Source organism: Ruegeria sp. CDSC079 (assembly GCF_059610505.1).
Map to the genome: position 1 here is coordinate 351,114 of NZ_JBXWNT010000005.1, position 18,073 is coordinate 369,186.

The following is an 18,073-nucleotide window of genomic DNA, read 5'->3' on the forward strand; positions in this document are numbered from 1 at the left end:
GATATTCAGACAAGGGGAAAGAGGCCGTGTGCCACATGATCACCTACTGTTCGGCAACTGTGTTGGCGACGCTATCCGATCCGGCAAACACCGCCAAAATCCGCGCGATGTTTTCGCCTGTATTCGCCCCCACATGCGGGGATCGGAACGCTTCGACAAAGGCATCACCGGTTTTGTAGGTCTTTACCCCCGCCGCGCCGTAATCGACAGTGATTTCCCCTTCCAGCACATAGGCCATCAGCGGAGCATTATGCCGGTGACTACCGGTCACCTGACCCGGCTGCATGGTGATGATGGCCATGGTGATCTGCGGCGTCCCGTCCGGGTATTCCAGTGGCTCTCCGATCACGGACTTGTCCGTTTGCACCAACACATCAACAGGCGGATAGGCGTCGCGCGCCAGGGCAGAGGTTGCGGTCAGGATCGCGGCGGTCACCAGCAGGGGTTTCATCGGGCAAGGCTCCTTGGTCAGATGGCCTGCGCAGATGACCCCGGATGTAGGGGGCTGTCAAACGGGTCAGGGATAGACCGGCGCTCGTCCGGCCAGCTCATCCAACTGCCAGCCGATCCAGCCATGCGGGATGAAATGCCCGCCCGGATGCGTGTCCAGCGTGACGCGGCCCTGCGCGCAATCGGTCCATTCCACACGGCTGAGGGTCAGGAAAGGCTTCACGCTCCAATCGCCACGCGGAGTTGCACCGTTGCAATCGAACTTCGCCTTCCACAACGCCACCGGATAGGTCGTGTCCCCGCCCGGACCCAAGGGAAAATCCATCACCGTGTCGTCCAACCCATGCACATGGCGCACCTGGCGCGGGGCTTGCGAGCAATCCTCGGTCTGGCGAATGCTACCAGCCACCGCCAGCAGGGCCGCAATATCATCGCCGGATTGACAGACAAAGCGCCACGCCATCGCACCGCCATAGGAATAGCCCGAGACATAGATGCGATCCGGGTCGATCGGATAGCGCGTCGCCACATCCTCTAGCACCCGATCGGCAAAGGGGACGTCATCAGTGTCGGACGTCCAGAAATCCCAGCTTTTGCCGCGCCCGTTCGGGGCCACCAGCAGCACGCCGCGCAGTTTGGTGGCCCCTGCAATCCTTTCGTGGTTGACCACCACATCCCCCTGCCGCGCCCAGCCGTGGAAATGCAGCAATACCGGCAGAGGGCTTTCGCCATCCCAGCCGTCGGGTTCAAGCACATGATAGGAACGGTCGCCCAGCGGGCAGGCTGTGTCGCCGTGGCAGCCATTTGCTACAGCTTGGAGCGGGAGAAGGAAAAACAGGCAGGTCAGAATCCGAAACATAACTCGGAGCCTACCCGGCCCGCGCACGAAGTCACGTCACAACCCCGTGGGAATTCAGCGAAAGCAGCGCTATCGCCAGATTAGTTTAGCGTACCAAAGCACATACTGCGCCGCAGTTTATTGCACGTCATACCGGGCTATTGGTAGCAGAGCTTCTTCGATCTTTTTTGTCGCTCGGGCCTGCCTTAACCACAAAGTATCATCCTCGCCGTATCTGTCCATACGACGTTGGCAATCCATTCTCAATTGGTTGTTTTCTGGAGTGCTATCGTCATTCAAAAGCTCCAGTGTTTCGATCGCCCAAAGTACTTCATTGCGAATGCGGAACAACTCGTCGATTCCCCTTGAAACTTCTTCGATCCCTATGAAGACCTTTTGTTGAATTTCAGCGTTATTAAGTGAGTCAAAGTACTTCTCACTTTGAAAAATTCTTTGCTTACGATGTGAAAGGAAATCTGTTCGTTCCCTACTGACTTCATTTGGAAGTCGATAAGGATCCCTAATGAATTGTAGAGCCCGATCAACACCCAGCACTGCCGATAGACAAGCTGCGGCCGCCTCTGCCCTCGAGCGCAATTTTGCCTCTTTTTTCCAAACTTTCAATTGATAGAAGGCAGCAATCACCCCGAAGCCAACAATGAATGTACCAAGATCCGCGAGAATCGATGCAAGGGGAGCAATCCAAGAATAATCACGGCACACGTTTTCGCATGCCGTGATCACTTCTACTTCGCTCACCGGCTCAAACCACCATGCAGGTTCGGCATATCCAGCGCTGCAAACCCGTAATGCCGCAGCCACCGAAGATCGCTATCAAAGAACGCCCGCAGATCAGGAATGCCGTATTTCAGCATCGCCAGACGGTCGATGCCGATGCCAAAGGCAAAGCCCTGATAGACGTCCGGATCAATCCCACCGGCGGCGATCACCTTGGGGTGAACCATGCCGGAGCCAAGGATCTCCATCCAGTCGTCGCCCTCACCGATCTTCAGCTGACCGTTATCCCACGAACAGCGGATATCGACCTCTGCCGACGGTTCGGTAAAGGGGAAGTGCGAGGCGCGGAAACGAAGTTCGACGTCATCAACCTCGAAGAAGGCCTTCACGAACTCTTCCAGAACCCATTTCAGGTTCGCCATCGAGATGTCCTTGTCGATGGCAAGACCTTCGACCTGATGGAACATCGGCGTGTGGGTCTGATCATAATCAGCGCGATAAACGCCGCCCGGACAAATGATGCGGATCGGCGCGCCCTGCAGCTCCATCGAGCGGATCTGGACCGGCGACGTATGGGTGCGCAGCACGTGCGGCGGACGCTCGTCGCCCTCGGCACGGTGCATATAAAACGTGTCCATCTCGGCCCGCGCGGGGTGGTGGCCGGGGATGTTCAGCGCGTCGAAATTGTGCCAATCAGTCTCAATCCGCGGCCCTTCAGCCACCGAGAAACCCAGTTCGGCAAAGATCGCGGTCAGCTCCTCGGTCGCCTGACTGACCGGGTGGATCGAGCCTTGGCGGCGCGCGCGGGTCGGCAGGGTAACGTCCAGCCATTCGGTCCGTAGACGTTCGTCCAGCGCGGCATCGGCAAGACCGGCTTTCTTGGCGGCCAGCGCCGAGTTGATCTCATCCTTCAGGGCGTTCAGCGCGGGGCCTGCGACCTGACGTTCCTCGGGGGTCATCTTGCCCAACTCGCGCATCTTCAGCGCGACCTCGCCCTTTTTGCCCACGGCGGCGACGCGGATCGCCTCAAGCGCGTTCTCATCGCCCGCCTCGGCGATTTGCCCCAGATATTTTGCCTTAAGATCGTCCATGACGCCCTCTGAATTTGGTCGCCAACCTGCTATCGGCCCCGCCCCGCGAATGCAAGCGGGACGCGGTGGGTCAATAGCTGTATTCGGGATAAATTCGGGTCAGATCGCCGTTCCAGTCGCCATTGTAGTGTTCCAGCAACTCATCCGCCGGAACCTTGCCGGTATCGAGGCTTTCCTTCAGCGCGTTCAGGAAATGCGTCTCATCGGGAACCAGACCACCTGCGCCGGGATAGGCCCGGGCCTTGAGACCACTTTCCGAGATCGCAACCACTTCGCGGGCAAGATCATGCATGTTGATGTCGCCAACCTGCGCCTGCAGGCCATTGACGGCTGCCTGAACGCGCAGTTCCTCGCGCGTTTCGGCATCCCAGCCCTTGACCAGATCCCAGGCCGCATCCAGCGCGCCCTGATCATAGGTCAGGCCAACCCAGAAGGCAGGCAGCGCACACAGACGTCGCCATGGGCCACCATCCGCGCCGCGCATCTCCATGAATTTCTTGATCCGCGCCTCGGGGAAGGCGGTGGTCAGGTGATCGGCCCAATCGGACAGAGTAGGTGTTTCACCCGGCAGCGCGGGCAGTTTGCCCTGCAGGAAATCGCGGAAGGACATGCCCAGCGCGTTGATATACTGGCCATCGCGATAGACAAAGTACATCGGCACATCCAACGCGTATTGCACGTAGCGCTCGAACCCAAAGCCTTCTTCGAACACAAAGGGCAACATACCGGTGCGTGCATCGTCCAGATGCCGCCAGATATGGCTGCGCCAGCTTTTCTGGCCGTTGACCTGTCCTTCGAAGAAGGGTGAATTGGCAAACAGCGCCGTCGCCACCGGCTGCAAAGCCAGCGCCACGCGCAGTTTCTGCACCATGTCTGCCTCGGACCCAAAGTCGATATTGACCTGAACCGTGCAAGTGCGCCGCATCATGGCACGACCCATCGAGCCGACTTTCTCCATGTAATCGTTCATCAGCCGATAACGGCCTTTGGGCATCAGAGGCATCTGCTCATGGGTCCAGATCGGGGCCGCGCCCAGACCGATAAAGCCCACGCCGATTTCATCAGCGATATCCTTAACCTCGCGCAGGTGGGTGTTCACCTCGTCGCAGGTCTCGTGGATCGTCTCCAACGGCGCACCCGACAGCTCTAGTGCACCGCCCGGTTCAAGGCTGACATTGGCCCCGTCTTTTTCCAGACCGATCAGGTGGCCCGCTTCGCGCACCTCGGCCCAGCCGTGCCTGTCACGCAGCCCTTCAAGCACCGCCACAATCGACCGCGTGCCTTCGAATGGCAGCGGTTTCAGTGAGTCTTTACAATAGCCGAACTTTTCATGTTCGGTTCCGATGCGCCAATCGGCTTTGGGCTTGCAGCCCGCTTCCAGATATTCGGCAAGTTGCTCGTGGCGTTCGATCGGTCCGCCGCCGGACTGGGGGATGGACATGAACCGTGCTCCGATCCTGATGTGTCTGTCTTGTTGGTCAGTCGTGGTCGCAAACGACGGCGGTGTCAATGCAACCGCATATGCGCAGGGCGCATCGGCTGACGCTCCCAAATTACTACGGGATGGACGGCCCCACCGTTCAATTCCGACAACATATGTTCTGTTTTCAACCCCGGCAGCGCCGAGAACACGTCAAACAGCGCTTCGGCCCCTTCAGCATTCACAGGAATGTGAAGTGTCGGCTGGCCAGGCTGTTCCAACACCCAATGCGCCGGATTCGAGGATGGGTCCAACGCCAACCGCTCGATTTCCCGCGTCGCGACCATGCCACCGTCCAGCGGGCCAAAATAGGATATCTGGCCTTCGTCGATGGTCACAACTCCGGGGCCACCGACGCCGGTGCGAAACCTGGCGCGCTGAACCCCGATCACGGCCAGTGCAAGCGACACCGCCACCAAAACCCAGCCCAACCAGCCCAGCAACCCACCCGGGCCGCTGATCCAGCTGAGGCCAACCAACAGAATGACACCGGCAACCAGCACTTCGCGCCAGCGCCACAGGGCCAGTTTCGCTTCGGGTCGGATGAAACTCATGCGGTATCCTCTGGGTTTATGAACAGGATGAGCGAGTACTGCCCCGCGGATTGAAAACCGATACCGATATAAGCACGCGCAGCGGAATCGGAAGCCGCAAACAAAACCGCGCGTTTCGCACCCGTACGGCGCGCCTCCTCCAGATGCAGCGCGACGGCCAGACGCGCATATCCACGGCCGCGCATTTCACGAGGTGTAAAGACCCCACCAATCTGCACGACTTCTTGCAAGCGCGCGTTAAAACCAGTCATGGCGACAGGCCGATCGTCGACCAGCAACACACGATGAGAATCGCGTTCGATATAGGCGTCGTAATCCAAGCCAGCCTGTTTTTGCGCTCGTGACGAATTGAATTCCATTGCTTCGATCAGGTAGTCAGACCGCCACCTTACGACGATTTCACGATCAAACGCACCCAAAGGCACCAATTTTGCGCTTGTAGCATCCGGAATAGCAAGTTGTTCCAAATCCAGCGTGAAACCCGGTTCATCGCTGTTCAGCGTTGCCGGCCGATCCTCCCACCCCGCAAGACGCATGATCCGGCGGGCCTGTGTTGCCTCAGCCGCCATTCCAAACAAGGCACGCCCCCGGATCAGATCAATCGCAGCGGCCAGTTCTTCATCTGTGCAATCGGGACATTGCGGTAAAACCATGCCCTCATTCGTGATGGAGAAAACAGCCCGGGGGTCATCGCCCAACACCCAGATATTAACGGCACGTCGGTCCGTGCCCCGCAATCCAAAATCACGCAGATTGGCCAAAGGGAACATCGACGTCTGAATGTGGCGCATTAGAAACTGGTCGATCTTCGGTACATCCGCCTCCTGCGCGAGACGCCAAATCATGACCAGTCCCCCAGCGCCTGCTGCCACATGGTCAGAGCCGCAACCGCTGCTGTATCCGCGCGCAGGATACGCGGGCCAAGACTGACGACATGGGCATAGGGTAAGGCGGTCAGCCGGGCGCGTTCACGTTGGGAAAAGCCGCCCTCGGGTCCGATAAGGATCGCCCATGGCAACCCCTTTTCATTCGCCGCCAGGCGCAGGGCCGAGCCGACCTCGGCCTCGTTACAGAACATCAGTTGACGCCCCTCGGGCCAGCTATCCAGAACTCGGTCCAGCCGCTGCAGATCGGCGACCTCGGGCACAAAGGTACCGCCGCATTGCTCGGCGGCCTCTACCGCGTGGGCTTGCAAGCGGTCCTGACGGATACGTTCGGAATTGGTGAATTCTGTCTGCACCGGCATGATCCGCGCCGCACCCATTTCCGCCGCCTTTTCAACGATGAAATCGGTGCGTGCCTTTTTGATCGGGGCGAACAGGAACCACAGGTCAGGTGGCCGTTGCAGCGGTTTGGTCTGTTCGACACAGGTCAGTACACCGCCACGCTTTCTCGCTTCGGCCACTTCGGCCTGCCATTCTCCGTCCTGTCCGTTAAACAAGGCAACCTGCCCCCCCACAGCCAGGCGCATGACACCGAACAGGTAATGTGCCTGCTCGCGCGTCAATTCTACCGATTGCCCCGGACCCAAAGGGTGCTCTACATACAGTCTGATCTTTGCACTCATGAGACCTTACATATGCAAGGCAATGCGCCAACACCAGACGGTCAGGTCGCTGATGCGGTCAGCGGCAACTGGGTCGACACCTATGCGCCGGAATTCTCGCGCCCTTACCTGCGGCTGAGCCGGGCTGATCGGCCTATCGGCACATGGCTGCTGCTGATCCCCTGCTGGTGGGGGCTGGCGCTGGCCATCCTCAGCGACGGCACCCCGCGGTGGGAGGACCTCTGGATCGCCATCGGTTGTGCCATCGGTGCCTTTTTGATGCGCGGCGCGGGCTGCACTTGGAATGACATTTCGGACCGCGACTTTGATGCAAAGGTGGAACGGACCCGGTCGCGCCCGATCCCTTCTGGGCAGGTCAGTGTTCGGCAGGCCGCGATCTGGATGGTGCTGCAATGCCTGCTGGCATTGTTGGTTCTGCTGAGCTTCAACCAGGCCGCCATCGCCATGGGCGTGCTGTCCCTGTTGCCCGTCGCTGTCTACCCCTTCGCCAAAAGGTTCACCTGGTGGCCACAGGTATTTCTAGGACTGGCCTTCAACTGGGGCATCCTGCTGACCTGGGCCGCGCATACTGGAACGGTCGGCGGCCCGGCTATCACTCTGTACCTGGCCGGCATCGCCTGGACGCTGTTCTACGACACGATCTATGCGCATCAGGACGCCGAGGATGACGAGCTGATCGGTATCAAATCCACCGCCCGCCTGTTCGGGACAAATACTGCGCATTGGTTAAAGTATTTCCTGGTCGCCACTGTATCCCTAATGGCGCTGGCCATTATCGACGCCATGACAGGGCAGGAGCCGGTTACAGCCATGTTCGTGGCACTTGCCGGACCTTGGGCGATGGGATGGCACATGACGTGGCAACTGCGTGGGCTGGACACTGAAGACAACGCCAAATTACTGCAACTTTTCCGCGCCAATCGTGACACCGGCCTTATTCCGCTGATCTTCCTTTGCATTGCTGTGCTGCTCTGATTGCACCTCGGCGCGGGCCTCTGTAAGAGTCCTGCTCAATAACTTCAGGAGTCGTCTGCCCGCACATGCGCCTGCCCTATTTCCTAGCTGCCTCCCTGATATTCCTCGTTTCGGCCAGCCTTTCGCTCGTGGCCGCAGGATATGCGGTAACCAAAGTCGAAGAAGCGTCGGAACTCGCCGTGCGGCGTGCGCTTGACCTAAAAGGGCATGACTGGGCCGAAGTCGAATCCGATGGCCTGCGCGTTGTCCTGACCGGCACAGCCATTGACGAAGCAACGCGGTTCAATGCGCTGACCGCAGCCGGGACCGAGGTTGATACCTCACGCGTTATTGATGACATGCAGGTCGCCCCCACCCGGCAACTGGCAGCACCGCGCTTTTCCGCTGAAATTTTGCGAAACGACAGCGGTATTTCGATTATTGGTCTGATACCCGCAAGCCAAGACCGCAGCGAGCTGATCGAAAGGTTGCGCCGGATGGACGGCGACACCGTTTCGGACCTGATGGAAACGGCGGATTACCCTATACCCGAAGGCTGGGACGACGCGTTGAACTATGCGCTCGAAGCGTTGACCCGCCTGCCGCGCGCCAAAATATCGGCCAGCCCCGGTTTGGTGAAAATCACCGCCATTGCAGACAGCCTGCGGGAAAAAGAACGACTGGAACAGAGCCTGACCCGCGCAGCACCTCCCAGTTTGCGAATCGGGTTGTCGATCTCGGCTCCGCGCCCCGTAATCACCCCCTTTACACTGCGCTACCTGATTGATGCCAACGGCGGCCAGTTCGATGCCTGCTCGGCCCAGAATGAAAAAGCGCGGGATGCCATCGTCGCTGCTGCCAAAGAGGCAGGCCTTGCCGGCCCGTTTAGCTGTACAATCGGTTTGGGCGTGCCCTCACCCCGTTGGCCCGAAGCGGCAACGCTCAGCATTCGTGCCCTGTCCGAGATTGGTCAGGGTTCGGTCACGATTTCGGATGCGGATATCACGCTGGTGGCGGCGCAAGGAACAGAGGCTGGGGTCTTTGACCGTGTGGTGGGCGAGCTGGAAAATGCGCTGCCCGAGGTTTTCGCCCTGCACGCCGTCCTGCCCGAACCCGAAACCACCGACTCCACCGGCCCCCCCGAGTTCTCGACCACGCGCAGCCCCGAAGGGCTGGTCCAAATGCGCGGTCGTCTGAGCAATGAGACATCGCGCGACATGGCCGACAGTTTTGCCCGCGCGGCATTTGGATCGGAACAGGTTTATACCGCCACCCGCATCGCCTCCGACTTACCCGCAGACTGGCCGGTGCGCGTTCTGGCGGGGCTGGAAGCGTTGTCTCTGCTGCATAACGGCGCTCTGACTGTTACCCCTGACGACGTTTCTCTCAGCGGGGTCAGCTACGACCCGGACGCCAAAGCCCGTATCGCCGGATTGCTGTCGGAAAAGCTTGGGGATGCCAAAGGTTTCACCCTTTCGATCACCTATCAAGAGCCGCCGAAACCCGCAGACAGCCTGCCCGACCCAGAGCTGTGCGAAGACCAGCTTGCTGAGGTTCAGGCCAGCAGCAAAATCGCATTCGAACCGGGATCGGCCACGGTTGCAGCGGATTCGCGCGATACCGTCAATCAGATCGCCGAGATTCTGCGCGAATGCGGCCCCATCCGGATTGAAATTCAGGGCCATACAGATAGTCAGGGCCGCGAAGAGATGAACCAGCAACTCAGCCAGGCGCGGGCTCAGTCGATCCTGAATGAGTTGCGCGGACGCCGCATCCCAACGTCAAGCTACTCGGCCGTGGGATATGGTGAAACGCAACCGATCGCAGACAACGATACCGAGGCAGGCCGAGAAGAAAACCGTCGCATTGAATTCCGCCTGATCCGGCCCGAGCCCATTGCCAATTCCGAGACCGGGCTTGAGGCGCTGGAGGCCGAGACAGAGACGCCAGAAGACGCCGTAGATACCGGCGCAGAGGATCAGTAAGTTGAACAGAATAGAATTCATCATTGCCACCGCCATCATCCTGTTCGCAGCCTTCTGCATGGGGTGGTTCGCCAACTGGCTGGCCCATCGTCTGTCTCGTGTTCGCCAAAGCGACGTCGCCGATCTGGATCGCATGAGCCAGGAATTGCATGAGGCCGAAGAAACCCGCGATCAGGCCATCACCTATCTGCAACAGCGTGAGGCCGAGCTAACCAATCAGCTCACCCAGACCGAGGCGGAACTGGGCGCTGCCATGGACGGGTTGCGCGCCGCGCGGCAGGAGGCCGAAGAATTACGCGGCCGGATCAACAACGCGGACTAAGAGAACTAGAGGAATCGGCAACTTGCGACACCCGCAAATATAGGGCGCCGTTGTGTGTTTCAGACACCTGCCAAACCGGGCCCGAAAATCCCCTCAGCTTGATGAAGCTTGGGCACAGCTCAATTCATGATCATGTCTCAGAGGTTGTCTCTGCCTCGTCCAGAACCTTGCGCGCGACACGAAAGCATTCCAGCGCCTGCGGCACGCCACAATAGATGCCGATCACGTGAATAATGGCCCGGATTTCTTCTTTGCTGACGCCGTTGCTGATGGCGCCGCGACAGTGGAGTTCCCATTCGTGCATCTTGCCCAGCGCGCCGATCATGGACAGGTTCATCATTGACCGGGTCTTGGCGTCAATCACATCGTCGCCCCAGCCGAAACCCCAGCACCAAGCGGTCATTGCCTCTTGAAACGGCCGGGTAAAATCGTCGGCGGCAGCCAGGTTTTTCTCAACATATTCCGCGCCCAGGGTGCTTTTGCGTTGCTCCAGCCCTCTGAGGAACAGATCTTCGTCGAAAGTCTCGGCCATTTTGGTCTCCGGTAATCGTCACAATGAAGCGGTGCGCTGATGCACTCTACGCCTCTTACAGGTACTATCAACGCTTGCACTTTACGCCGGATAAGAAAATGCGACGGATTTTCTAGCCCCTTGGCACGAGGATCATTCCACTGCCCCGCGCATCCAGTCTTGAAGACAGGCAATTATATGTACTGACATCGCTTCACCAGCGGGCTGCGATTGTGCAAGCGGTTCAAGACGTCGCGGCTATTTGAGACACCCAAAAGTAAACGGGCCGCCGTCTTAATGAGACAGCGGCCCTTACTGACTGAATGTCGGGGTTTGGTCTCGCCCCCTCGAATACCACTTAAAAATGGACAGACTAACAAAAACTTTCGACTTCTTCGAGACCAACCCGATTTCTCAATCGGTGTGCATCCTTAATGCCTGATCTTTGAGAGCGCGACAGTGAACTAGTTCACATTAAATAAATTTATCTTCAATTCATCCAATCAAAGAACCCGGGGCCGGCCTTTGTCAGTAGTTTTTCGGCCATTGCGCGCGCCATTTCTGCACCATCACCAATCACGCCAGTGGCGTCTTCGGCGATAGAATCAGACCCGTCCGGGCGCAGGACTTCTCCGCGCAGGCGCAGAATGCCACCGCTGATATCAGCCAGCCCGGCAATCGGAGTCTCGCAGGACCCGTCAAGCGCGGCCAGCAAGGCGCGCTCGGCCAAAAGTCGATACCCGGTTTCGCTATGATGAATTGCCTCCAACATCCCTGCAGCACGGGGATCGTCACTGCGACGTTCGATACCGATTGTACCTTGTGCAATGGCGGGCAGCATATCCTCGGGCGAGATAGCAGTTGCGGGAACGTCGTCCATATTCAGGCGCCGGATACCTGCCATCGCCAGAAACGTGCAATCCGCTACGCCATCGGTCAGTTTCTTCAGGCGCGTTTGCACGTTGCCACGGAACTCGACCACATTCAGGTCAGGGCGCCGGTTCAACAGCTGAGCCCGGCGGCGCAAAGACGAGGTGCCGACCACTGCGCCATACGGCAGGTCATGAATAGAATTCAGGCTGGGCGAAATAAAAGCGTCGCGCACATCTTCGCGCGGCAGGAACGTGTCCAACACAAGACCCGCGGGCTGTTCGACCGGCATGTCCTTGGTCGAATGCACAGCGATGTCGATATCACCTCGCAGCATCGCTTCTTCGATTTCCTTGGTGAACAGGCCTTTGTTGCCGATCTCTTTCAGCGGGCGGTCCGCGTCGATCATCGCGCGATTGTCGCCGGTGGTCTTGATCACCACGATTTCGAATGCATCTTCGGGCAGATCAAAGGCTGTGCCTAACCGCTGCCGGGTTTCATAGGCTTGCGCCAGCGCCAGGGGCGAACCACGGGTGCCGATTTTCAGCGGTGAGGCGGGTGAAGGCAGGGTCAATGTCATGGACACAGCTTTAGTCGCGTCACATTGCCCTGACAATGGGGGCAGAGCTTGACAAATTGCCGCCGAAGGAAGACCCGTTGCCACAAACCAGACGATTGGGGGCACAGATGGCCGAAACAAAGAAACTGCTGCGGGCATTGGCAGGACAGGTGCAGGATGTGCCTCCGATCTGGATGATGCGCCAGGCCGGGCGGTATCTGCCAGAATATCGTGCAACGCGCGCGCAGGCCGGGGATTTCCTGTCGCTGTGCTACAATCCCGAGCTTGCGGCCGAGGTCACATTGCAGCCGATCCGTCGCTATGGGTTCGATGCAGCTATCCTGTTTGCGGATATCCTGCTGGTACCACAGGCGCTGGGTGCGGATCTTTGGTTTGTCACCGGTGAAGGCCCGCGTTTGTCGACCATCACGCAGCAATCCGAGTTTGATGCGCTGAAATCAGTCGAGGATATCCACGAAACACTCTCGCCAGTCTATGAGACAGTGCGCATCCTGTCACGGGAGTTGCCATCCGAGACGACCTTGATCGGTTTTGCTGGCGCGCCGTGGACAGTGGCGACCTACATGATCGCCGGACGCGGCACCCCGGATCAAGGCCCCGCCCATGCGCTGCGCGAGGGGAATACTGCGCTGTTCGAAGCGCTGCTGGACCGGATCACGCTGGCCACGATCGAATATCTTTCAGCCCAGATCGAGGCCGGCGCCGAGGTAGTCAAGATATTCGACAGCTGGGCCGGATCGCTGAAGGGTGAGGCGTTCCGCAAATATGCGGTCGAGCCGTGCCGCCTAATCACCCAGGCCATCAAGGAACGTCACCCCGGCATCCCGGTGATCGGATTCCCGCGAGAGGCCGGAGATGGCTATATCGGGTTCGCCAAAACCACGGGGGTTGATTGCGTCGCGCTGGACAATTCGGTCTCGCCGGAATGGGGCGCCGAGCATGTCCAGGTGGATGGTTGCGTACAGGGCAATCTGGCGTCGTCGCATATGGTGACCGGCGGTCAAGCGCTGGTGGACGAGACCCGGCGGATTGTCGATGCATTCTCCAAAGGGCCGCATATCTTCAATCTGGGTCATGGCATCACGCCCGATGCCGATCCCGACAACGTTCAGCGTATGATCGACGCAGTGCGCAACCGCTAGGCTTTGGGTCGGGCGTCCAGCTCGGCCAGTATGTCTTGTGTATGATCTCCGCGGCGCGGGCTGGGTCTGGGCTTCCACTCCCGCTCGGAAAACCGCGGCGCGGCGGCGGCCTGTAGCATACCGTCGGGGGCAAGCCAGGTCTGGCGTGCTGTGTTCATGGCATGGTTCTGCGCCTCGGACGGGTTGAGCACCGGTGCAACACAGGCGTCACTTGCTGCAAACAGCGCCGCCCAATGATCACGTGGTTTGCCAGCAAAGATTTCAGCCAGCCGCCGGGTCAGCGCGGGCCAGGTGGAAGCATCATATTGCTGCCGAAATTCGGGATCGCCAGACAGGTCCAATATCTGCAGGAACTCGGCATAAAATTTCGGCTCCAGGCACTGCACCGCCACAAATCCACCATCAGAGCAGGCATAGGTTCGGCTCCAATGGGGACCGTCCAGAAGGCTGTGTCCGCGAGTATCTGACAGGTTTCCGGTTTGGCGCAGGCTCATCAGCAGGTTCATCATATGGGCCGAGCCATCATAGATGGCGGCGTCCACGACCGAGCCCTTTCCTGTGCGTGCCGCATTCAGCAATCCGGCCAGAATGCCCGCGACCAGATACATGGCACCGCCACCGATATCACCCACCAAAGTGGCCGGGGTTTGCGGCGGTTGGTCCGGTTGCGACGCATACCAAAGCGCCCCGGACAGTGCGATGTAGTTCAGATCGTGCCCGGCATTCTTGGACAAGGGGCTGTTCTGTCCCCAACCCGTCATACGGCCATAAATCAGCTTTGGGTTCAGATCGCGACAGATATCAGGGCCAAGGCCCAGCTTTTCCATCACACCGGGTCGAAACCCTTCGATCAGTGCATCAGCCGTGGCGATCAGGCGCCGGGCCACATCCAGATCGGCCGGGTCTTTGAGGTTCAGGCTGATCGACCGCTTGCCCCGATCCAGAACTGACTGTTCGGGCATGCCCGGAGTCGCGGCCTGACCCTTGCGGTGGATGGTGATCACATCTGCACCAAGATCGGCCAACAGCATGGCGGCAAAGGGACCGGGGCCCAAGCCCTCGATTTCGATGATCCGAATTCCACTTAACATACCAGTCCTCCTGCCCGCGCAGGGTTTCGGGGCCAGCCAGGAAATGCAAGCCCGGACTGGAAAGGCCAATTGGAAAGCTGAGCAAAATGTGTGAATTGGGCCTGTTCTGTGGCTAACTCGCAGGGTAGTGTCGCCGCCAGAACGGGGGAGGCGCATGACAACAATTCTGTCCATCAGGGATTTGCGAAAGTCCTATGCCGGAGGTTTTGAGGCGCTAAAGGGCGTGTCTCTGGACATCGAGCAGGGAGAAATCCTGGCTCTTCTGGGTCCCAACGGTGCAGGCAAGACCACGCTGATTTCGACGGTGTGTGGAATAACGACGCCAACCTCAGGAAGCGTGACCGTCGGCGGCCACGATATCCAGACTGATTTTCGCGCAGCACGCCGGATGATCGGTTTGGTTCCGCAGGAGATCGCGCTCGAACCCTTTGAAAAGGTCTGGAACACTGTGCGATTGTCGCGCGGGCTGTTCGGGCTTGGGCAGAACAACGCACGTATCGAAGAAATTCTGCGAAAATTGTCTTTGTGGGAAAAACGCAAAAACGCAATCAAAGAACTATCGGGCGGTATGAAACGTCGGGTTCTGATCGCAAAAGCGCTGGCACACGAGCCACGTGTTCTGTTTCTGGACGAGCCGACCGCAGGTGTTGATGTCGAACTGCGCAAAGACATGTGGGAAATCGTGGCCGAGTTGAAGCAGGCCGGTGTCACCATCATTCTAACCACCCACTACATCGAAGAGGCCGAGGCCATTGCCGACCGTGTCGGTGTCATCGACAAGGGTGAACTGCTACTGGTTCAGGACAAGGACACTTTGATGGCGCAGATGGGAAAGAAGCAGATCGAAGTCATGCTGACCCAGCCCATTCAAACCGTCCCCGACAGTCTGGCCGCACACAATCTCAAACTGAATGGCAAGGGTGACGCGCTGGTTTATACCTACGACACAAACGCCGACCGCACTGGCATCACCACCCTGTTGAACGATGTGGCCGAGGCCGGACTGATTTTACGCGATGTACAAACGCGTCAGTCCAGCCTTGAAGAGATCTTTGTCAATATGGTGTCGGGAGAAGCCACATGAACTGGTCCGCCATTACTGCCATCTACCGGTTCGAAATGGCCCGGTTCTTCCGCACCCTTGCGCAAAGCTTCATATCTCCGGTCCTGTCGACATCGCTGTATTTCGTTGTCTTTGGCACGGCGATTGGCAGCCGCATACAAGAGGTCGAAGGCGTATCCTATGGGGCGTTCATCGTTCCGGGGCTGGTCATGTTATCTGTTGTGACGCTGTCGATCTCGAACGCCTCTTTCGGGATCTATTTCCCAAAGTTTCTGGGAACGATATATGAGCTTCTTTCGGCGCCGGTGAATTTCATCGAGATCGTCATCGGCTATGTCGGAGCGGCAGCGACAAAATCGCTGTTTGTGGGTGTCGTGATCCTTGTGACCTCTGCATTCTTTGTGGATTTGCGTATTGAACACCCGCTTGCCATGGCGACATTTCTAGTCCTGACCTGCCTCAGCTTTTCCTTGCTGGGCTTCATCATCGGCATCTGGGCCAGCAATTTCGAGCAGATGTCTTTGGTTCCGCAACTCGTGGTGACACCGCTGATCTTTCTGGGCGGTACCTTTTATTCGATTTCGATGCTGCCCCCGCTGTGGCAGACCATCACCCTGTTCAACCCGGTCGTCTATCTGATCTCAGGCTTTCGCTGGTCGTTTTACGGCCTGGCCGATGTGCCGATCATGTTCAGCCTTTTGGCCATACTGGCGTTTACCGGCGTGTGTCTGGGCATCATCGGATGGATCTTCAAAACTGGCTGGCGCATCCGGAGTTAGGCCATGGACGGCGTTGCATTTTTGCCCATCACCTTCAGTAAATACGTTCACGCGACCGATAACGGTCAGCCGCTCCCTTGTTTACCGCGTGGGCGCACTCTACATCGGCACCCATGAAGGTCAGCCTGCCGTTTCTCAAAAAACAGCCAACCGTTTCGGTCGTGCGCTTGTCGGGTGCAATCGGCATGTCCGGGCGCGGGTCGATGTCTGACACAACTCTGGCACCGGTTCTCGAAAAAGCATTTCGCAAAGGCAAACCTGCCGCCGTCGCGCTTGAGGTCAACTCGCCCGGCGGATCCCCGGTCCAAAGTTCATTGATCGGTGCGCGCATTCAGCGTCTTTCGAAAGAACTGGATGTTCCCGTCTTCGCATTTGTCGAGGATGTGGCAGCTTCGGGTGGCTATTGGTTGGCAGCGGCAGCTGATGAGATTTACGCCGATGACAGTTCGGTACTGGGTTCGATTGGCGTGATCTCTTCGGGGTTCGGCGCACATCTTTTCCTTGAGAGGCAAGGTTTCGAACGGCGAGTGCACACGGCGGGTCATTCGAAATCCATGTTGGATCCCTTTGCCCCGGAAAAACCCGAAGATGTCGCAAGGCTTGAAGGCCTGCTACGCGATATCCACGAAAACTTCACTGCTCATGTCAAAGCACGACGCGGGGCAAAGCTTGAAACGGGTGCTGATCTGTTCACTGGCGAAGTCTGGCTGGCACGCCGCGCGCATGAACTTGGCCTGATCGACGGCATCGCGCATCTCAAACCCAAAATGCAGGACCGGTTTGGCGATAAAGTAAAATTCCGCCGTTACGGGCTGCGCAAGCCATTCTGGTCACGGTTCGGCGCCTCCTTGGCACAGGACGCGGTTGCCGGACTTGAGGAGCGTGCCGCATACGCACGTTTCGGTTTGTAACGTGATTATCAAGATCGTGACCCTCTTTTTGATTGCCATGGGCGTCCTGGCAATGTTCGGCAAACTGCGGTTCCCGGGGCAGAAAAAACTGCAATCCGCAAGATGCCCGCGCTGTCATCGGTTCAGGATCGGTAAAGGTCCCTGTGCCTGCGAAAAAGGAGGCCGCGCATGACGGCATGGCTGTTATCCGGTCTCGGTTTGTTGATCCTGTTGCTGGCGGGTGATGCGCTGGTACGCGGTGCCGTGAACCTCAGCCTGCGGATTGGAGTACCGGCGTTGATCGTTAGTTTGACGATCGTGGCATTCGGCACCTCGGCGCCAGAACTTCTGATTGCAATCAGTGCAATTAAGGAAAACGCACCAGGCATCGCCCTGGGTAACGTTGTGGGGTCGAACACGGCCAATATTCTGCTGGTGCTGGGCCTGCCTGCGCTGCTTGCCACGCTGCACACCAGCGAATGCGACAGCCGCAAGAACTATGTGTTCATGTTGCTGGCAACCGTTCTGTTCATCGGCCTTGCCTTCTGCGGCGTGTTCAACCTGTTCAGCGGCGCGATTTTGCTGGCTGCTCTCAGCTTTGTTCTATGGACCGCTTTCCGAGAAGCCCATGCCCATCGTAAGGCCTGTGGCAAAGCCTGCGCTGAGGATGACGATTTTGATGGCCTCGAAGAAGCCGATCCAGACATGCCCTATTGGAAGATTTCAGTCTACCTGGTGCTCGGACTGATAGGCCTGCCGATGGGCGCACATCTTCTGGTCGACAACGCTACAATCATTGCCCGCACTTACGGCGTCAGCGAGACTGTAATCGGACTGACACTTATAGCGGTGGGAACTTCCCTGCCGGAACTGGCGACCACAGTTATGGCAGCACTGCGCCGACAAGCCGATGTCGCATTGGGCAATGTTATCGGGTCCAACATGTTCAATCTGTTGGCCATCGTCGGCATTGCAACCCTGTTTGGGCGCATTCCTGTTGATCCAGAATTCCTGCGATTTGATCTTTGGGTCATGCTGGGCGCATCACTCCTTTTGGTCCCCTTTGTATTTTTCAAACGGGATATCACCCGCGGATGGGGAATTCTGTTGACAAGCCTATACGCGGTTTACGTTATTTCCTTGTTGGTGTGACACAAAGAGAGGCCGC

The 18,073-nt window shown here is 58.3% G+C and carries 19 protein-coding genes; 8 read left to right on the plus strand and 11 right to left on the minus strand.

Features of this window, described 5'->3' with window-relative positions:
* Positions 1 to 43: 43 nt before the first annotated feature.
* The 8 genes from AC2FIC_RS12000 to AC2FIC_RS12035 form a co-directional block, all read right to left on the minus strand.
* The gene (locus AC2FIC_RS12000; protein ID WP_496691853.1) at positions 44 to 451 is read right to left on the minus strand and encodes a cupin domain-containing protein; all 408 of its coding nucleotides are present in this window, start codon (positions 449 to 451) and stop codon (positions 44 to 46) included.
* A 66-nt stretch (positions 452 to 517) separates the two neighbouring features.
* Positions 518 to 1,309 (minus strand): CE1 family esterase, encoded by a 792-nt coding sequence (locus tag AC2FIC_RS12005; RefSeq protein WP_496691854.1) that lies wholly within the window; start codon positions 1,307 to 1,309, stop codon positions 518 to 520.
* 117 nt (positions 1,310 to 1,426) lie between these two features.
* On the minus strand, positions 1,427 to 2,047 hold the full coding sequence (locus AC2FIC_RS12010; protein ID WP_496691855.1) for a hypothetical protein: 621 nt from the start codon (positions 2,045 to 2,047) through the stop codon (positions 1,427 to 1,429).
* Positions 2,044 to 3,117, minus strand: a complete 1,074-nt coding sequence (gene pheS / locus AC2FIC_RS12015) for a phenylalanine--tRNA ligase subunit alpha (protein WP_281995269.1) — start codon at positions 3,115 to 3,117, stop codon at positions 2,044 to 2,046. The genes AC2FIC_RS12010 and pheS overlap by 4 nt, the downstream gene beginning before the upstream one ends.
* A gap of 70 nt (positions 3,118 to 3,187) precedes the next feature.
* Positions 3,188 to 4,558: a glutamate--cysteine ligase gene (locus tag AC2FIC_RS12020; protein ID WP_496691856.1), complete on the minus strand. Its 1,371-nt coding sequence runs from the start codon at positions 4,556 to 4,558 to the stop codon at positions 3,188 to 3,190.
* A 65-nt stretch (positions 4,559 to 4,623) separates the two neighbouring features.
* Complete coding sequence (locus tag AC2FIC_RS12025; protein ID WP_142635298.1) at positions 4,624 to 5,151, minus strand: hypothetical protein; 528 nt, start codon at positions 5,149 to 5,151, stop codon at positions 4,624 to 4,626.
* Positions 5,148 to 5,996, minus strand: coding sequence for a GNAT family N-acetyltransferase (locus AC2FIC_RS12030; protein ID WP_496789448.1), 849 nt, complete (start codon positions 5,994 to 5,996; stop codon positions 5,148 to 5,150). Before AC2FIC_RS12030 ends, AC2FIC_RS12025 begins: the two co-directional genes overlap by 4 nt.
* The gene (locus AC2FIC_RS12035) at positions 5,993 to 6,718 is read right to left on the minus strand and encodes a 16S rRNA (uracil(1498)-N(3))-methyltransferase (protein WP_496870173.1); all 726 of its coding nucleotides are present in this window, start codon (positions 6,716 to 6,718) and stop codon (positions 5,993 to 5,995) included. Before AC2FIC_RS12035 ends, AC2FIC_RS12030 begins: the two co-directional genes overlap by 4 nt.
* A 12-nt stretch (positions 6,719 to 6,730) precedes the next feature.
* Here AC2FIC_RS12035 and ubiA point away from each other — a divergent pair, with 12 nt between their 5' ends.
* The 3 genes from ubiA to AC2FIC_RS12050 all read left to right on the plus strand — a co-directional run bounded on the left by ubiA (position 6,731) and on the right by AC2FIC_RS12050 (position 9,979).
* Positions 6,731 to 7,693: a 4-hydroxybenzoate octaprenyltransferase gene (gene ubiA, locus AC2FIC_RS12040; protein WP_496870174.1), complete on the plus strand. Its 963-nt coding sequence runs from the start codon at positions 6,731 to 6,733 to the stop codon at positions 7,691 to 7,693.
* Between the two features lie 65 nt (positions 7,694 to 7,758).
* On the plus strand, positions 7,759 to 9,657 hold the full coding sequence (locus tag AC2FIC_RS12045; RefSeq protein ID WP_496870175.1) for an OmpA family protein: 1,899 nt from the start codon (positions 7,759 to 7,761) through the stop codon (positions 9,655 to 9,657).
* A gap of 1 nt (position 9,658) precedes the next feature.
* Complete coding sequence (locus AC2FIC_RS12050) at positions 9,659 to 9,979, plus strand: hypothetical protein (protein ID WP_142635291.1); 321 nt, start codon at positions 9,659 to 9,661, stop codon at positions 9,977 to 9,979.
* 130 nt (positions 9,980 to 10,109) lie between these two features.
* On the opposite strand, the gene AC2FIC_RS12055 is transcribed toward AC2FIC_RS12050, so the two are convergent.
* Both AC2FIC_RS12055 and hemC read right to left on the minus strand, forming a co-directional pair.
* Positions 10,110 to 10,511 carry a carboxymuconolactone decarboxylase family protein gene (locus AC2FIC_RS12055; protein WP_142635290.1) on the minus strand — a complete coding sequence of 134 codons (402 nt, stop codon included), beginning with the start codon at positions 10,509 to 10,511 and terminating at the stop codon, positions 10,110 to 10,112.
* 469 nt (positions 10,512 to 10,980) lie between these two features.
* Complete coding sequence (hemC, locus tag AC2FIC_RS12060) at positions 10,981 to 11,940, minus strand: hydroxymethylbilane synthase (protein WP_496691861.1); 960 nt, start codon at positions 11,938 to 11,940, stop codon at positions 10,981 to 10,983.
* A 107-nt stretch (positions 11,941 to 12,047) separates the two neighbouring features.
* On the opposite strand from hemC, the gene hemE reads away from it, so the two are divergent.
* Positions 12,048 to 13,082 (plus strand): uroporphyrinogen decarboxylase, encoded by a 1,035-nt coding sequence (gene hemE, locus AC2FIC_RS12065; protein ID WP_496691862.1) that lies wholly within the window; start codon positions 12,048 to 12,050, stop codon positions 13,080 to 13,082.
* Here hemE and AC2FIC_RS12070 read toward each other — a convergent pair.
* Positions 13,079 to 14,173 carry a CaiB/BaiF CoA transferase family protein gene (locus tag AC2FIC_RS12070; protein ID WP_496691863.1) on the minus strand — a complete coding sequence of 365 codons (1,095 nt, stop codon included), beginning with the start codon at positions 14,171 to 14,173 and terminating at the stop codon, positions 13,079 to 13,081. The genes hemE and AC2FIC_RS12070 overlap by 4 nt on opposite strands.
* A gap of 154 nt (positions 14,174 to 14,327) precedes the next feature.
* On the opposite strand from AC2FIC_RS12070, the gene AC2FIC_RS12075 reads away from it, so the two are divergent.
* The 4 genes from AC2FIC_RS12075 (at position 14,328) to AC2FIC_RS12090 (ending at position 18,057) form a co-directional block, all read left to right on the plus strand.
* Positions 14,328 to 15,257 carry an ABC transporter ATP-binding protein gene (locus tag AC2FIC_RS12075; protein ID WP_142635285.1) on the plus strand — a complete coding sequence of 310 codons (930 nt, stop codon included), beginning with the start codon at positions 14,328 to 14,330 and terminating at the stop codon, positions 15,255 to 15,257.
* A complete protein-coding gene (locus AC2FIC_RS12080; protein WP_142635283.1) occupies positions 15,254 to 16,015 on the plus strand; it encodes an ABC transporter permease in 762 nt (253 codons plus the stop codon). Before AC2FIC_RS12075 ends, AC2FIC_RS12080 begins: the two co-directional genes overlap by 4 nt.
* Positions 16,016 to 16,128: 113 nt before the next feature.
* A complete protein-coding gene (locus AC2FIC_RS12085; protein WP_142635281.1) occupies positions 16,129 to 16,926 on the plus strand; it encodes a S49 family peptidase in 798 nt (265 codons plus the stop codon).
* 168 nt (positions 16,927 to 17,094) lie between these two features.
* Positions 17,095 to 18,057 (plus strand): calcium/sodium antiporter, encoded by a 963-nt coding sequence (locus AC2FIC_RS12090; RefSeq protein ID WP_142635277.1) that lies wholly within the window; start codon positions 17,095 to 17,097, stop codon positions 18,055 to 18,057.
* The last annotated feature ends 16 nt before the right edge of the window (positions 18,058 to 18,073 follow it).